This is a genomic window from Azospirillum thiophilum (genome assembly GCF_001305595.1).
Classification (GTDB): Bacteria; Pseudomonadota; Alphaproteobacteria; order Azospirillales; family Azospirillaceae; genus Azospirillum; species Azospirillum thiophilum.
Genome location: NZ_CP012401.1, coordinates 1194261 through 1210380, shown reverse-complemented (window position 1 = coordinate 1210380; position 16120 = coordinate 1194261). Strand labels below are relative to the sequence as shown.

Annotated in this window: 16 protein-coding genes; 8 read left to right on the top strand and 8 right to left on the bottom strand. The window is 68.7% G+C overall.

Features of this window, described 5'->3' with window-relative positions; genetic code table 11:
- Nucleotides 1-4: 4 nt before the first annotated feature.
- Complete coding sequence (locus AL072_RS34165) at nt 5-910, bottom strand: ImuA family protein (RefSeq protein WP_245636774.1); 906 nt, start codon at nt 908-910, stop codon at nt 5-7.
- A gap of 123 nt (nt 911-1033) precedes the next feature.
- Nucleotides 1034-1474: an SH3 domain-containing protein gene (locus tag AL072_RS05565; RefSeq protein WP_245636773.1), complete on the bottom strand. Its 441-nt coding sequence runs from the start codon at nt 1472-1474 to the stop codon at nt 1034-1036.
- Between the two features lie 345 nt (nt 1475-1819).
- Here AL072_RS05565 and AL072_RS05560 point away from each other — a divergent pair, with 345 nt between their 5' ends.
- A complete protein-coding gene (locus AL072_RS05560; protein ID WP_052709931.1) occupies nt 1820-2656 on the top strand; it encodes an EF-hand domain-containing protein in 837 nt (278 codons plus the stop codon).
- Nucleotides 2657-2770: 114 nt separating this feature from the next.
- Here AL072_RS05560 and hemN read toward each other — a convergent pair whose 3' ends face one another.
- The 3 genes from hemN to nhaA all read right to left on the bottom strand — a co-directional run bounded on the left by hemN (nt 2771) and on the right by nhaA (nt 6053).
- Nucleotides 2771-4198 (bottom strand): oxygen-independent coproporphyrinogen III oxidase, encoded by a 1428-nt coding sequence (gene hemN, locus AL072_RS05555; RefSeq protein ID WP_082108845.1) that lies wholly within the window; start codon nt 4196-4198, stop codon nt 2771-2773.
- Between the two features lie 68 nt (nt 4199-4266).
- Nucleotides 4267-4704, bottom strand: a complete 438-nt coding sequence (locus AL072_RS05550; RefSeq protein WP_082108968.1) for a DUF4112 domain-containing protein — start codon at nt 4702-4704, stop codon at nt 4267-4269.
- A 140-nt stretch (nt 4705-4844) separates the two neighbouring features.
- On the bottom strand, nt 4845-6053 hold the full coding sequence (nhaA, locus tag AL072_RS05545) for a Na+/H+ antiporter NhaA (protein ID WP_045581176.1): 1209 nt from the start codon (nt 6051-6053) through the stop codon (nt 4845-4847).
- Between the two features lie 307 nt (nt 6054-6360).
- Between nhaA and AL072_RS33260 the strand changes: the two genes are divergently transcribed.
- Together AL072_RS33260 and AL072_RS05540 are read left to right on the top strand one after the other, a co-directional pair.
- On the top strand, nt 6361-6576 hold the full coding sequence (locus AL072_RS33260; protein WP_082108846.1) for a hypothetical protein: 216 nt from the start codon (nt 6361-6363) through the stop codon (nt 6574-6576).
- Between the two features lie 191 nt (nt 6577-6767).
- Nucleotides 6768-7487, top strand: coding sequence for a TerC family protein (locus tag AL072_RS05540; protein ID WP_045581177.1), 720 nt, complete (start codon nt 6768-6770; stop codon nt 7485-7487).
- A gap of 60 nt (nt 7488-7547) precedes the next feature.
- On the opposite strand, the gene AL072_RS05535 is transcribed toward AL072_RS05540, so the two are convergent.
- On the bottom strand, nt 7548-7958 hold the full coding sequence (locus AL072_RS05535) for a CBS domain-containing protein (RefSeq protein WP_045581178.1): 411 nt from the start codon (nt 7956-7958) through the stop codon (nt 7548-7550).
- Between the two features lie 136 nt (nt 7959-8094).
- Nucleotides 8095-9324, bottom strand: coding sequence for a YbfB/YjiJ family MFS transporter (locus AL072_RS05530; RefSeq protein ID WP_045581179.1), 1230 nt, complete (start codon nt 9322-9324; stop codon nt 8095-8097).
- 180 nt (nt 9325-9504) lie between these two features.
- Between AL072_RS05530 and AL072_RS05525 the strand changes: the two genes are divergently transcribed.
- From AL072_RS05525 to AL072_RS05505, 5 genes are all read left to right on the top strand, one after another.
- Complete coding sequence (locus AL072_RS05525) at nt 9505-10458, top strand: LysR family transcriptional regulator (RefSeq protein ID WP_045581180.1); 954 nt, start codon at nt 9505-9507, stop codon at nt 10456-10458.
- A 127-nt stretch (nt 10459-10585) separates the two neighbouring features.
- Nucleotides 10586-10924: a ferredoxin FdxA gene (gene fdxA / locus AL072_RS05520; protein ID WP_045581181.1), complete on the top strand. Its 339-nt coding sequence runs from the start codon at nt 10586-10588 to the stop codon at nt 10922-10924.
- Nucleotides 10925-11292: 368 nt separating this feature from the next.
- Nucleotides 11293-11793, top strand: coding sequence for a CarD family transcriptional regulator (locus AL072_RS05515; protein WP_014248912.1), 501 nt, complete (start codon nt 11293-11295; stop codon nt 11791-11793).
- Nucleotides 11794-11980: 187 nt separating this feature from the next.
- Complete coding sequence (locus AL072_RS05510; protein ID WP_045581182.1) at nt 11981-12907, top strand: hypothetical protein; 927 nt, start codon at nt 11981-11983, stop codon at nt 12905-12907.
- 299 nt (nt 12908-13206) lie between these two features.
- Nucleotides 13207-14103: an RNA polymerase factor sigma-32 gene (locus AL072_RS05505; protein ID WP_045581183.1), complete on the top strand. Its 897-nt coding sequence runs from the start codon at nt 13207-13209 to the stop codon at nt 14101-14103.
- Nucleotides 14104-14299: 196 nt separating this feature from the next.
- Here AL072_RS05505 and purH read toward each other — a convergent pair whose 3' ends face one another.
- Complete coding sequence (gene purH / locus AL072_RS05500) at nt 14300-15904, bottom strand: bifunctional phosphoribosylaminoimidazolecarboxamide formyltransferase/IMP cyclohydrolase (protein WP_045581184.1); 1605 nt, start codon at nt 15902-15904, stop codon at nt 14300-14302.
- Nucleotides 15905-16120: the final 216 nt, after the last annotated feature.

Genomic DNA, 16120 nt, shown 5'->3' with positions numbered 1-16120 from the left:
GCCCCTAGCGGCCGGCAGCCGCCGGGCGAAGATCCGACACAGGATCATGTCGCTTGTCGGACGTCGGCCAAAGGATCCGCCGGTCTTCGCCGCTCCGTACGAGGTCGTCTTCGGCCTCGTGCCAGCCCTCTCCATCCCAGGAGAGGGTCCAGCGGCCCGGCCGCCCGCCCCGGCAGCGCTCCAGCGCGACGGTCCAGCGCGGCTCCCCCAACCCCGGCAGGCCGCCTCCGGCCGGGCGCGGGAACGTAACATTCTCTTCATCCAGGCTGGGTGCGGTGTCCAGACGCCAGCGGGTGACCGCGGCGCTCAGTTCTTCCGGCCGCCGGCCATCCGCTCGGCCACCCCCCCGTCTGCCCGATAGCGCCCCTGCCTCCAAATCCAGCAGGAGGCCGGTCACGCCCGACGACTCGGCGGCGAGTTGCAGCCGACGGCTCGCGGTCAGGCTCAGCCCCGACACTTCGCCCAGCACCGCCGACAGGGCGGAGCAGCGCAGCGCCTCCTCCATCGCCCACAGCGCGTCGGCCGTCCGCACCGCCCGCACCGCCAGCAACCGGTCCGGCGTCAGCCCATAGGCCGCCAGACCGGGGGCATAGAGGTCGCGCCCACGCAGGATCCACAGGGCCGGGGCCTTCGGCGTCGCCAGCCGGGCCAGCAGAACCGCGGCGAAGCCGGTGCCCGCCCCCGGTTCCTCCGACGCCACCGCATGCAGGCAGCCCAGCGGCAGGCCGCCGTCGGGCAGATGGGCGTCGATCGGCCCGATTCCGAACGGCAGGGTCCGCCCCCCCTCCCCGCCCGCTCCCTCCATCCGCCGGATGCGCGCCCGCAGATCGGCCAGCACGCCGGCGCGGTCGCGCGGCGCAACCTCCGCGGGGATGGAAGAAGGCGGCAGGGCAGGCATGACCAGGCTCATGACCCGGCTCCTCTCGACAGGCATATGTTCCTGATATGTTCTATCACGAAGCCTTGTCGAGGGGGAGTCTGAGACTCCTGTCCCGTCGGATGCCCGGAAGCGGCCGGATCGGTTGGCGCCCGATCAATTGGCGATCGGGGTGGCGCCGATCTTGCCGCGTGGGGCGGCCTTGATGGTCGGGCCGGCATTGTCGGCCGGCTTCGCCAGGGTGGTGGAGGTGCCGCGGCTGCCGCGCGGCGTGCTGCCCTTCAAGCTCAGCAGATGCAGCCGGACATAGGCGGTGGAGCCGCCGGCCTTCACCGCGACCCAGTCGCTGTTGCGCACCCTGCCCAGCGTGCTCACCGCCTGCCCGGTCCCCAGCGTGGCGACGACAGCCGATCCGGCGGAAGGCTGTGCACGGAGCGGGGTCGGCTTGTCCACCTGCCATTCCCCATAGATCGGCTCGAGCCCGGTCCCGGTGTCGGGTGCGGTGCGCACGGCCGGCGGATTGGGGATGCGCTGATACGGCATGCAGCCGGGGACCGCCAGCACGGTCAGGGCCACCATCAGCGGAAGGGTACGCACACGCCGGATCATCGCTCACCTTGAAGGGATCGGTGCTTGGCAGAAGGCCGAAGGGGGCCGGGGAAAGGCCGTGGACCTTCGGCGCGACCATACAGGAGGCGGGGACCTCTTCGCCACCGCAGCGCAACCAGGGTCGCCATGCGCTTTTTGGGACGGACGGCCCGGGTCTGGAAATTTGTCGGAAACCCGATCTTTTCCACATCCGCCCCGCGCAGGACTCCGCCCCGGCTCCGCGTATCTTGACCATCGAGACGCCCGAGACGAGCCCCCCAGGCCTCCAGTCGCAGGACGTCCGCGCCAGACGGCAGTCCATAACGACCGCGCACCTCATGGGGACATCCGGCCATGATTTCCTCCCTCGGCAGTTCCAGCAGCGCAGCGACGCTTCAGAAATTCTTCTCCAAGGCGGATGCCAACAGCGATTCGTCGCTGTCCAAGGACGAGCTGCTGAGTTCGCTCGAGGGCACCTCGGCCTCGTCCGACAGTTCCAAGCTCTCCTCGGCGGTCGACAGTCTGGTCAGCAGCCTGGACAGCGACAAGGACGGATCGCTCAACGCGACGGAGTTCAGCTCCTTCTCCAGCCAGTTCGACTATGCCAGCGGCAGCACCCTGCTGGCGGCGCAGGAGCAGGCGAGCACCATGCAGCAGCAGTCCACCCAAAACCTCTATTCCAGCCTGGACAGTGACAGCAGCGGCGGTATCAGCGAGGATGAGTTGACCTCGGCCCTGACCTCCTCCGGGCAGACCGACACCGATGCCTCGTCGCTGTTCAGCAGCCTCGACAGCGACGAGGACGGATCGGTCTCGGAAGACGAGTTGACCAGCGCGCTGAAGGAGGCCGAGGCCAACCGTCCGCCGCCCCCGCCGCCGCCCGCCAACGACAGCAGCACCGCCGACAGTTCGGACAGCACTTCCGGCAGCACGGCCAGCACGTCGACCGCATCCTCTTCGGCCTCTTCCTCCTCTTCGTCGTCGTCGGCCTCGGGCGGCACGGCGGCTGCGGGCGGCACGACCAGCTACGACCCGCTGGACACCAACCAGGACGGCTATGTCTCGGAGGAGGAGAAGAAGGCCGCCTATGGCGGTGGCACGCAGCAGCAGACGGGCGGCGTGACCTCCAACCGCCTCAGCGGCGACATGCTGCGGACATTGATGCAGGGCATCAACGAGGTTGCCGCGTAGCCTTGTGGGTTCGGATGCGCGGCACGGGAAAAGGCGGTCGGCGGGTGGCGCCGGCCGCCTTTTCTTTTCAGGGATACCGGCGGAGAGGCCCCGCCGCCTTCAAATCAACCGGCCTCAAATCGCCCGGCTATGCCGTCCGGCGCCCTTGGACAGGTGGGTATCGAAGCGGGCGGCGACGATGCGCATCAGGGGGCGGGCGCTTTCCGGCACATGGACGCGCCGGCCCTCCACCACCGCGACGCCGTCGGCGACCAGATCGGCCATGCCGGCCAGCTCCGGCTCGAAGGCGTCCTCGCTCAGCCCATGGGCGCGGGCGACGGCGGCGGTGTCGACCGACAGGTCACACATCAGCCGCATGATCAGGTCGCGGCGCAGCCGGTCGTCGTCGGTCAGCGCGATGCCCTTGCCGGTGGGCAGGCGTCCTTCCTCGACGACGGTGGCGTACTGGTCGAAGGGGACGGCGTTCTGGACATAGCCCTGCGGCAGCGCGCCGATGGAGGATGCGCCGAAGCCCAGCAGCACCTCGGCATCGTCGGTGGTGTAGCCCTGGAAGTTGCGGCCCAGCCGCCCTTCCTCCTGCTGCACCGCCAGCTCGTCGCCGGGACGGGCGAAATGGTCGAGGCCGATGGCGCTGTAGCCGGCGGCCGACAGCGTGTCGGCGATGGCGGCGAACTGTTCCCAGCGGCCGAGCGAGTCGGCCAGCACCGACTCGTCGATCTTCTTCTGGTGGGTCTTCATCCACGGCACATGGGCATAGCCGAAGACCGACAGCCGGTCGGGCGCCATCTCCAGCGCGATTTCGGCGGAGCGGGTGACGCTCTCCACCGACTGGTGCGGCAGGCCGTACATCAGGTCGAGGTTGACGCTGGCGATGCCAGCCTCCTGCAACCAGGTCAGTGCCTGCTCGGTCACGGCGCGCGGCTGGACGCGGTTGATCGCCTCCTGAACGGTGCCGTCGAAATCCTGCACGCCCAGCGAGGCGCGGTTGACCCCGGCGCGGCCCAGCGCCGCCGCCATCTCCGCCGTCAGGGTCCGGGGGTCAATCTCCACCGCCAGCTCGGCATCGGCGGCGACGTCGAAGCGCGAGCGCAGCAGCGCGATCATCGCCTCGAAATCGTCGGGCGCCATCATGGTCGGGGTGCCGCCGCCGAAATGGATGTGGCGCACCGCCAGCCGGCCGGGAATGCGGTCGGCCACCATGGCGATCTCGCGCCGCATATGGCCGAGATACTCGGCGATCGGGGCATAGCGCGCGACAATCTTGGTGTGGCAGCCGCAGTACCAGCACATCTTCTGGCAGAAGGGGACATGCAGGTAGAGCGAGCCGGACCGCGTCGGCTCGACCGCCTCCAGCCAGCCGCCATAGACCTCGCCGGTCACCTCGGGCGTGAAGTGCGGCGCGGTCGGGTAGCTGGTGTAACGCGGCACCCGCAGCCCGTCATACTTGGCGAGCAGCGCGGCATCGACACCATGGATACGGGACGGGGCGGCGGGGGCCGGCGAAACGGCCGCGCGAGCCAGGGGGGCGGAGATGGCGTTCATGAGCGACAGAGTGCCGCAGCCTTCCCGCCCCTGCCTTGATCCACGTCAAGACCGCAGATGCCGCGGCCTTACCGCCTCGCCGCGGCGCCGGCAAGACGCTGCTCCAGATGCTCGTGCAGCAGGTCTAGGTTCATCCGGTTGGCCTTGAAGGCGACGTCGAACACCGTGCCGATCACCGGGACGGAACCGAGCGCCCAATCCACCGCGACGTTGAAGGCCATGCGGGCCAGAAGCGTCTTGGGCAGGTCGAAGCGGGCGGCTTCCAGGATGATGTAGGCGGACACCACCGCGGTCGCCGTGTCGCCCGCCACCGGCACCAGGCTGGCGATACCGTCCAGGCCGACCGGTATGCGGGTGAAGGGAATGCGCCAACGGCTGTCCATCAGGCGAGACAGGCGGCGCAGCCGCTCCAGCCGCTGGAAGTCGATGGGAACCGAGTCGCGGGCCTCGCCCGGCGGGGGAGGTTCCGTGACGCTGCGTCGGCGTGTGCGGATGGCGTCGATCATCGCATGTCCCCCGATCTGTCGGTCCCGCGCCGGCCGCGCGAATTCCCGCAAGGGGAGAACCCGCCACGGCCGCGCGGGTTCCACAGTCCCAAGCAGGTTTTCGGACTCCGCCCACAGATGGGCGGGCTGGGGAAACCTGCTCAGCGCACAGCCACCGCCACCCGCCTCGTGCCGGCGACATACAGCAGCGCGTACCCGACCACCGCCGACGCCAGCGAGCCGGTGAGCACGCCCAGCCGCACCGCGACCGCATGCTGGGGATCGGCGAAGGCGAGCGTGCCGATGAACAGGCTCATGGTGAAGCCGATGCCGGTCAGCACGGCGACCCCATAGACCTGGCTCCAACTGGCGCGGGCCGGCCGCTCGACCACCCCGACATGCACGGCGATCCAGACCGCCAGGAACACCCCCGCCTGCTTGCCCAGGAACAGGCCCAGCGCGATGCCCAACGGCACCGGCTCCAGCAGGCTGGCCGGGGTGATGCCGTCCAGCGGCACGCCGGCATTGGCCAGCGCGAAGACCGGCATGATGAGAAAGGCGACCCAGGGATGCAGCGCATGCTCCAGGCGATGAAGCGGCGCCTCCTCCTCCGCCCGCCCGGCCTCCCTCTGTTCGCCGGCGGCACCGCGGAGCGGGATGGCGAAGGCCAGCACCACGCCGGCCAGCGTGGCATGGATGCCCGATTTCAACACGCACACCCACAGCACCAGCCCCAGCACCAGATAGGGCGCCAAGGACCGCACACCCGCCCGGTTCAGCAGCCAGAGCCCCAGCGCGGAGGCCGCCGCCAGGGCGAGCGCCAGCGGCACCAGCCCGTGGCTGTAGAAGATGGCGATGATCACGATGGCGCCCAGATCGTCCATGATCGCCAGCGCCAGCAGGAAGACCCTCAGGCTGCCCGGCACCCGGTTGCCCAGCAGGGCCAGCACGCCGAGCGCGAAGGCGATGTCGGTCGCCGCCGGAATGGCCCAGCCCTGCAGGGCACCCGGCTCCGCCTGCGCGAACAGGCAATAGACCAGGGCGGGGACCGCCATACCGCCCAAGGCCGCGATGCCCGGAAGCATCGCCTTGGCCGGGCTCGACAGTTCGCCGTCCAGAACCTCCCGCTTGATCTCCAGCCCGACCAGCAGGAAGAAGATCGCCATCAGCCCGTCGTTGATCCACAGGATCAGCGGCTTGTCCAAACCGACGCCGCCGGCCGTCACCGCAACCTTCATCGCCAGGATCGCGTCATACAGCGGGGCCGCCGGCGAATTCGCCCACAACAGGGCGAGGAGCGCCGCAATCATCAGAACCACGCCGCTGGCGCTTTCGGTCTTCAGGAAGGTGGCGAGGCGTCTCAGCGTCATCGCGTCTCGTCTTTCCGGATTATGGATCAAGCGGAAGAGATAGGCCCGCGACGCCACCTTTGAAAGACGCCAGCCCCGCCGCCAGCGTCGAATTGACGCGTTTTCGTCGCTAAACGATTGCATCCGCAACGGTTTCGCGGCCACTGCAGGCCCGCTGCCCGCCAATCATGTCTTTTTACCGGTGGCGGGGGCCGGGCATGGCCGACACAATGAAACCAACAGCGACAAAGCCGCGGGGCCGGTTCCACCCCGCGGCTTGGGGGGCAAGGCCGGATCGAACGGCCGCCCTTTTGCGGAGGAAACGCCCATGACCACCCTCTATTGCGCCTGCTGCGGCCGGCCATTCATCCGCACATCCACGCGCGGCCCGGCGCCGCGCTATTGCTCACAGGATTGCCGGCTGCAGATGGCCGTGCGACGCCGGGCCTGGAGTGCGCGGGACGGCACCGGCCGGGGCGCCTTCGGCCGGACGCCCGCCACGGCAGACGGGCGGAGCGGTCGCGTCTTGCTTGATCTGAGCTGATCAGGCCTGCGACCTGACCGGCCCGGACCCGGCCGAACCGCCTATGACTTGATTTCCGGCGGCAGCGAACCTTTTCCCCTCTTGCAGCGGGGCGGCTTCGATCTCATGTGGTCGCGATCAAGCTGGTGCCCTGCGGCGCCGGCACCATTTCCCTTTGACTGCGTCCACAGACCGCCGGAGTTCCGCCCTTCATGCTCGACCTGCTTGCCGACCCAAATATTTGGGCCAGCCTCCTGACGTTGACCGCGTTGGAGATCGTGCTGGGCATCGACAACATCATCTTCATTTCGATCATGGCGTCGAAGCTGCCACCCGAACGGCAGCACAGCGCCCGCCGCATCGGCCTGGCGCTGGCCTTGCTGACCCGGCTGATGCTGCTGGCTTCCATCGCCTGGGTGGCGCAGCTGACGCAGCCGCTGTTCACCGCCTTCGGCTGGGAGGTGTCGGGCCGCGATCTGATCCTGATCCTGGGCGGCCTGTTCCTGCTGGCCAAGGGCACGCTGGAGATCCACCACACCGTGGAAGGCCATGAGGAGACGGGGACGGCGCCCAAGCACGCCACCTTCACCTCGGTCGTCGTCCAAATCATGTTTCTGGACATCGTCTTCTCGCTCGACAGCGTCATCACCGCCGTCGGCATGTCCGACCACCTGCCGGTGATGATCGCCGCCGTAGTCATCGCCATGGCGGTGATGCTGTTCGCCTCCGGCCCGGTCGGCGACTTCGTCAACCGTCACACCACGGTGAAGATGCTGGCGCTGTCCTTCCTGCTGCTGGTCGGCGTGGCACTGGTCGCGGACGGCCTGGGCTTCCACATTCCCAAGGGCTACCTGTACTTCGCCATCGCCTTCTCCGCCCTGGTCGAGGCGCTGAACCTGATGGCAAGGCGCAAGCAGACCGTCGGACACTGAGGAAGGCGGCTCCGAACAGGAGGGGGGCGCAGCGCCGACACGCGGCGCCCCCCTTTCCGCTCACGCCCCGGCGCGTTCGGTCATCATGTGTTCGTAGGCGACCTTGAACAGGTCGCGGATCGACACGATGCCGACCGCGCGCTTGCCCTGGGTGACGGGCAGGTGGCGGTAATGCTTATCATGCATCAGCTTCAGCGCGTCGACCGCGTCGGCATCGGGCGGCAGGCTGTCGGGGTTGCGGGTCATCACCGCACCGACCTCGACCGACGACGGGTCGATATCCTTCGACAGCACCTTGTTGTTCAGGTCGCGTTCGGTGACGATGCCGATCAGGGCGCCGTGGTTCACCACCAGCACCGCCCCGATGTTCTTCTCGGCCATCATCTTCGACACGGTGGCGACGGAGGTGTCCTCCGGCACCAGGATCAGTTCCTGCGACCTCACCACGTCCGGAACCAGCTTGCGTTTCATGACTCCCCCGATCTGCTTGTTGTGGCAAGACTGTAGCCAAAGCGGACGATCAGGGAAAACAGCAGTATCCGCAGCGGCGGGGCGCCGATTGTCGCAGGTATCTGCAACGTCCGGCGCGGCCAATCCCTATGAATACCTACGAAACATTTGGCGAGGCCAGCGCCGCGTCAGCCGAGGCCTGCCGTCCGGCGATCACCATGCCGAACGCCAGCAGCACCGCGCCCAGCACCACCGCGGCGGCGGCGCCCAGCAGGGCGGCGTTGAAGCTGCCGGTCTGCGTCACCACCAGCCCGGCCGGCAACGGCCCGATGATCTGGCCCAGCCCATAGGCGGCGGTCAACGCACCGACCACCCGGGCCGAGGCGCCGGCCGACAACTGCCGACCCAACGCGAAGGCCTGCGACACGATGCCGACGAAGGTCGCACCGAACAGCAGCGCCGAGGCAATGGCGACAGTCGGCGAGCCGGTCATCGGCAGCAGGATGGTGGCCGCCTGGGTCAGATGGGCCAGGATCAGCGCCCACCAGCTGTTGGTCCGCCGGGCGACCGCCGCCCAGAACACGCCGGCCCCGATCGCCCCCAGTCCCGCCACCATCCAGGCGGCCTCGCCCACCGCCGCGGTGCCGGGATCGGTCTTGAGGATCGAGACCAGGAAGGTGGCCGACACGATGTAGCCGCCCCCCTCCAGGAAATAGGCCAGCGTCAGCAGCAGCAGCGGCGCCGACAGACCGCCGCCGGCCCGCGCCGGGCCGCTTGCCGGCCTCGCAGAAGCCTCCCCGGCGGCAGATGTGGAATGCCGCGGCGGCGGATCGGTCACCCACAGGCCGGGCAACAGGCCCAGCACGGCGCAGATCGCCCCCAGCGCCAGCCAATCACCGGCCCAGCCGAGCCGGCCGCCGGCCAGCGCCACGAACAGCCCGGACGAGGCGATGCCCAGCCCGACCCCGGTATAGAGCCAGCCGGCAAGGCGTTCGCCGCCGCCGCGGGACAGCGTATCCAGCACCATGGCGATGCCCAGGATGAATATGCCCGCGCTCGACAGGCCGGAGAGGAAGCGCAGCACCAGCCAGACCGGCATCGCCTGCCCGGCATCGCCCAGATCCATCCCCATCGCCGCGGTGGTGGCGACGCTGAGCAGCAGCGACAGCCGGAAGACCGCGGTGCGCCTGGCCCCGTGCGGCACCAGGCCGGCGGCCAGCGCGCCGACGAAATAGCCCAGATAGTTCAACGACGCGAGCAGCCCCGCCCCGTCAGCCCCCAGCCCGGTCGCCGCCTGCATCGCCGGCAGGATCGGAGTGAAGGCGAAGCGCGCCACACCCATTGCGATGGCAAGCCCGATCACGCCTCCGACCAGCACCCGAACCATGATCCACGCCCTCCCGGTTTCCGCCGGCTCTTTCGACTGCTTGGCCAGCGGATTGATTGTCCTGGCGATTGCCCCGCCGTCATGATGGCCGCGCCAAACCCTCATTTCCAATGAATTGTTCTAATGATAAGCTCCACTCCTGGTGATGGGTGCCATGCGCATGGATCGGGAGGCGTCTTGATGGATCTGGCCGGTTTGCGGGTGGTGAAGGCGGTCGCCGACACCGGCAGCGTCAGCCGCGCGGCGGAGTCCCTGCATTGCGTCCAGTCCAACGTCACCGCACGGATCAAGCGGCTGGAGGAGGATTTGGGCGTCGACCTGTTCCTGCGCCTGAGCCGCGGGATGGAGCCGACGCCTGCCGGGCGCGTGCTGGCCGGCTACGCCGACCGGGTGCTGCGGCTGGTCGCCCAGGCCCGCGACGCGGTGGCGGAGGCGGCGGGCCGCGGCGGACGGCTGGCGATCGGCAGCATGGAATCGACCGCCGCGGTGCGGCTGCCACGGATCCTGGCCCGCTTCCACCGAGACCATTCCGACGTGGAACTGACCATCACCCCCGGCCCGAGCGAAACCCTGCTGGGTGAGGTGCTGGCCGGACGGCTGGACGGCGCCTTCGTCGGCGGCGAGGTGGCGCACCCCGACCTGACCGCGCAGCGCGTCTTCGACGAGGAACTGGTGCTGGTCGAACCCGCCGCCGGATTGACCACCGACTCGGCCCGCCGCACCCTGATCGCCTTCGGCCGTGCCTGCGCCTACCGCGGCCGGGCGGAGATGGCGATGCGCGAGGCCGGACGCGTGCCCTTCCGGATCATGGAGTTCGGCGCGCTCGACGCCATCCTGGGTTGCGTCGGCGCCGGCATGGGGGTGACGGTCATGCCCCGCTCGGTGGTCGAGCGCGATCCCTGGCGCGACCTGCTGGCCGCCCGGCCGCTTCCCGACGGCCTAGCCCGCATGCCGACCCGCTTCGTCCGCCGGACCGACGCCATAGAGACGGCCAGCCTGCGCGCCTTTGTCGAAGCGGTGTCCGACGATCCGGCGAAGGGCATACAAATCGATCCGGCAATGACTCCGCTTGCCCCTGCGACAGGGGCGCCCACATCACGCACGGGGTTGAACGGCTTGTCCGCGGCGTGCTAGGCAGGCCCGGGTTGGCCATCCGGCCCGGCGCAACGCGCGTGCCCGTTTCGGGATTCGGCTCCAACATGCGAGGCCGTGACAGCGACGCGCGGCTGACGCCGCCAGCCGGAACAGCGGAGAATGAATCATGCCCTACGTCGTCACCGACGGCTGCATCAAGTGCAAGTACACCGACTGCGTCGAAGTCTGCCCCGTGGATTGCTTCTACGAGGGTGAGAACATGCTGGTCATCCACCCGGACGAGTGCATCGACTGCGGCGTGTGCGAGCCGGAGTGCCCGGCCGAGGCGATCGTCCCGGACACCGACGACCGCGCGACCAAGTGGCTGGAGATGAACCGCGACTATTCCGGCCAGTGGCCGAACATCACCCGCAAGAAGGACGCGCCGGCCGACGCCGACGAGTTCAAGAACGTCGACGGCAAGTTCGAGAAATTCTTCTCTCCCAAGCCGGGCGGCGCGGGCTGATCCAGCGGATGCGGCCCGCAGGGCCCGGGACCGTTCCGCCGGCTTTTTCGAGTCGGGCCGCATCAACCGATTGCACCCGCCGATGTTGCCATGCAAAATCGACGGGTCGGCCATGGCCGGGGATGGATGTTTTCCACCCGGGGGCTTGCGCGTTCCCTTTGTAACTTGGGCGTAACATCGCTATAATGCGCGCCCGGAGCCGGCCTCCGCGCTATTGCCGGTTTCCCTTTCGTTCAAGGACTCGTGGCTTTTGTGATCGTCGTGGATGGACCCCATCCCCACGGCGCCATAACTGTCCGGGGTCCTTTTTCGTCCCTTCCACCGGGACGGCAAAATGGCGTGATCGCGAGAAGTGAGAGCCAATCCACATGTCGAACAAGCTTGACTTCGAAGCCGGTGACTTCGTCGTTTATCCGGCTCATGGCGTCGGTCGGGTCGAAGGGATCGAGACCCACAGCATTGCCGGACTCGAGGTTCAACTCTACGCGATCACGTTCGAGAAAGAGCGCATGACGCTCAAGGTCCCCGTCACCAAGGCCCGCAACGCCGGCCTGCGCCGCCTGTCGTCCAAGGACCGCATCAAGGTCGCGCTGGAGACGCTGCAGGGCCGTTCGCGCGTCCGCCGCACGATGTGGAGCCGCCGCGCCCAAGAGTATGAGGCCAAGATCAACTCCGGCGACCCGGTGTCCATCGCCGAGGTGGTGCGCGACCTGTACCGCGGTGCCGACCAGTCCGACCAGTCCTACAGCGAGCGCCAGATCTATCAGGCCGCCCTGGAGCGTCTGGCCCGCGAGTTGGCCGCCGTCGAGAAGATCGACGAGACCAAGGCGACAGAACGTCTGGAATCGGTGCTGTCCAAGGCGGCCTGATGGCTGCCCGATAGGGCTCCGACACTCCGTCCGTGTCACGACCGGGCGCGCGGCTGCTACGTCTAGCCGCGCGCCCGTTTCGTTTTTTCGCCTTTGTGTCCATGCACGACACGCCTACACTCCCCGCCGCCCTCCGGCTGCCGCCTTTGGGCCGTCGTCGTCGGATCGACGTTGAAGGAGTTCGAGTTTGGGCCTGCCGCCCCGCCTTGCTCATCCCCGCCCCGGCCAGACGCAGCACCATGCCGCGGCGACCGAGGACGACGGCCGCTTCGCGCCGCTCGGCCGGCCGCGCCGTGTCTGGGCGGTGGGAGCGATCCACGCGCAGCCCGACCGGCTCGACGTGATCCACCACGCCATCGGCCAGCGCTTCCGGCCCGGCGACCGGCTGGTCTATCTCGGCAACATGATCGGCTTCGGCGAACAGGTGGTGGAGACCATCGACCGGCTGCTGGCCTTCCGCATCGCGCTGCTGGCGATGCCCGGCATGATCGCGTCGGACATCGTCTATCTGCGCGGGCAGCAGGAGGAGATGTGGCAGAAGTTGCTGCAACTCCACTTCGCCCCCGACCCCCGCACCGTTCTGGACTGGATGCTGCACCAGGGCGTGGCACCGACATTGGCCGCCTATGGCGGCGTCACCGACGCCGGCATGGCGGCGGCGCGCGGCGGGGCGGTGATGCTGGGCCGCTGGACCCGCGAGTTGCGTCAGGCGGTGGCCCGCCGGCCAGGGCACGAGGCGCTGTTCAATGCGCTCCGCCGCGCCGCCTATACCGGCACCGGCACGACCGCCGATGGCATTCCCGACGCCGGCATGGCCGGCAGGGGCGGCGGCAGCCTGCTGATGGTCAGTGCAGGCATCGACCCCAAGCGCCCGTTGGGCGGCCAGGGCGACGCCTTCTGGTGGGGCAGCGCCGCCTTCGCCCGGCTGGAGGAGCCCTATGGCGGATTCCGCCGGCTGGTGCGCGGCTACGATCCCGCCTGGACGCCGGGCAGCCCAGGCGTCGACGCAGGACCGGTGGCGGTCACGCTGGACGGCGGCTGCGGCCGGGGCGGGCATCTCGTCTGCGCCTGTTTCGATTCTTTCGGCGAGATGCTGGACCTTTTCCAGGTCTGACCCACCCTTAACACCGGTCCCACACCCTTCCGACCGTCCGTTACAACCCCGGGCCCATACCCCCGGACATAGGGCCAGCCATCCCCACAGGCGGCTTGGAATAAGCCGCCTGCAAAATTCGTCTGACCATCGTGATCCGCCGACCCTACACCTGCGTATGATTCCGCAACAGGGCACGCCCATGCTTGTTGTGTAACCCGACGGCATCGACCGGGGACAGGCGGCAGAGCGGCGAAGACCCACGAGTACGGGGATATGCGAAGGAACACGACGCCGCCCAGACGGGAAGGAAGGGACGGATGGCATACATCGACGATCCGGAGACTCAGCGTGCTAACCTGAGCTTCATCAAGGCGTCCATGCGCGAACCACTGTTGTCGCGCGATCATGAATTCGAGCTCGCCCGCAAATGGCGCGAAGGCTCCGACGAACGGGCGCTGCATGAGTTGGTCCGTGCCTACACCCGTCTGGTGGTGGCGACCGCGTCGCGCTTCCGCAACTACGGCCTGCCGATGGGCGATCTCGTCCAGGAGGGCAATGTCGGGCTGATGCAGGCGGCCGGCCGCTTCGAGCCCGACCGCGAGGTGCGCTTCTCGACCTATGCCGCCTGGTGGATCCGTTCGGCCATGCAGGACTACATCCTGCGCAACTGGTCGATCGTGCGGACCGGCACCACCGCGGCGCAGAAATCGCTGTTCTTCAACCTGCGCCGCCTGCGTGCCAAGATCGACAGCGCCACCCAGAACGGCAGCGGCGCCCCCCTGACCCAGGAAGGCCGCGAATGGATCGCCGGCGAACTCCATGTCGAGGTGTCGGAGGTCGAGGCGATGGAGATGCGGCTATCCGGCGCCGACCAGTCGCTGAACACGCCGGTGGCCGACGGCTCAGACGACGACTGGCAGGACTTCCTGGCCGACCAGCGCCCGTCGCCCGAGGACGTGGTGATCGGCATGCGCGATGCCAACACCCGGTCGCAATGGCTGGCCGACGCGCTCGGCGAACTCAGCCCGCGCGAACGCACCATCATCCGCGAACGCCGCCTGCGCGAGGAAGGCGCCACGCTGGAACAGCTGGGCCGCGAACTGGGCGTCAGCAAGGAACGGGTGCGCCAGCTCGAGCACCGCGCCCTGCTGAAGCTGCGCCAGTCGATGCTGAAGCGGGTCGAGGATACGGACGATCTGCTGGCGGAGGCATAAGCCCTCGCACCGCTTGCCCCCTCCCCATCCCTCCCCCGCTCTCGGCCGGCCGAAGGCCGGTCCGATCGCGGGAGAGGGGGCAGGACGCTTGCAGGGGATCTCGACAACGGAGCAGGCGGCAGTCCCCTCTCCCACCGGAGGTGGGGGAGAGTTAGGGAGGGGGCAACAATCAAGCGCTCCCCACCCCATCAACACCTCAATGCCGGAAGTGCCGCATCCCGGTGAGCACCATCGCCAGACCCTTCTCGTCCGCGGCGGCGATCACCTCGTTGTCGCGGATCGAGCCGCCCGGCTGGATCACCGCCGTCACACCCGCCTCGGCCGCAGCCAGCAGGCCGTCGGCGAACGGGAAGAAGGCGTCGGACGCAACCACCGAACCCTTGGTCAGCGGCTCGGCCAGGCCGGCGGCCTTCGCGGCCTCGGCCGACTTGATGGCGGCGATGCGGGCGCTGTCGACACGGCTCATCTGGCCGGCACCGACGCCCACCGTGGCGCCGTTCTTGGCATAGACGATGGCGTTCGACTTGACGTGCTTGGCGACGCGGAAGGCGAACAGCAGGTCGGTCAGCTCCTGCTGGGTCGGCGCGCGCTTGGTCACGACCTTCAGCTCGGCCGGATCGATGCGGCCGCTGTCGCGGTTCTGCAGCAGGAAGCCGCCCGACAGCTGCTTGATCATCATGCCCGGCTCGGCCGGGTTCGGCACGTCCCTGGTCAGCAGCACGCGCAGGTTCTTCTTGGTGGCGAGCAGGGCGCGGGCGGCCTCGTCGGCGTCCGGCGCAATCACCACCTCGGCGAACAGCTTGGAGATCTCCTCGGCAGTCTCGGCGTCCAGCGACCGGTTGACGGCGATGATGCCGCCGAAGGCGCTGACCGGATCGCACAGCAGGGCCGAGCGGTAGGCCTCCAGCAGGTTCGACCCTTGCGCCACGCCGCAGGGGTTGGCGTGCTTGATGATGGCGACGGCCGGCTGCTCGAACTCGGCGACCAGCTCGAAGGCGGCGTCGGTGTCGTTCAGGTTGTTGTAGGACAGCTCCTTGCCCTGCAGCTGCACGGCGGTCGCCACGCCCGGACGCTTCTCGCCGGTGACGTAGAAGGCCGCCTGCTGGTGCGGGTTCTCGCCATAGCGCAGGGTCTGGACCAGCGAGCCCGACAGGGTCGCGCGCGGCGGGAAGGTCTCGCCCAGCTGCCCGGCCAGCCAGGTGGAAATGGCAGCGTCATAGGCCGCGGTGCGGGCATAGGCGCGCTGGGCCAGCTTGCGGCGCAGCGCCAGCGTGACGCAGCCGTCATGGGTCGCCAGCTCGTCCAGCACCGCCGCATAGTCGGACGGCTCGGTGACGATGGCGACGAAATCATGGTTCTTGGCGGCGGCACGGATCATCGCCGGCCCGCCGATGTCGATGTTCTCGACGCAGTCGTCATAGCCGGCGCCCCCGGCCACCGTCGCCTCGAACGGGTAGAGGTTCACCACCACCAGATCGATGCCAGGAATGTCGTGCCGGGCCATCGCGTCGGCATGGATGTCGCGGCGGGCCAGAATGCCGCCATGGACGCGCGGGTGCAGCGTCTTGACGCGGCCGTCCATGATCTCGGGGAAGCCGGTGTGGTCGGAGACCTCCTTGACCGGCACGCCGGCCTCAGCCAGACGCTGGGCCGAACCGCCGGTCGACAGGATCTCGACGCCGCGGTCGGCGAGCGCCTTGCCCAACTCCACCAGACCGGCCTTGTCGGACACGGAAATCAGGGCGCGGGTAATGCGGACCTTGTCGGGGGCGGGGGCGTGGTTGGCTTTGGGCGGGCTCATGAGGGGGCTTCCTGATCGCTGGCGTTGTCGATGCCGCAAGCGGTCAGGGAAAACGGCGGACAAGCACGGGAAGAAGAAAAGCACGGACGGCCACGGAAATGCCGTTCAACCATGCTTATCCCTGCCCGCCGGGCGGCATGGCGCCGTCGCGGGCATGGATAAGCACGGCATGAAGAGTCCCGTGGTCGTCCGTGCTCGAAAATCCCGTGTTCATCC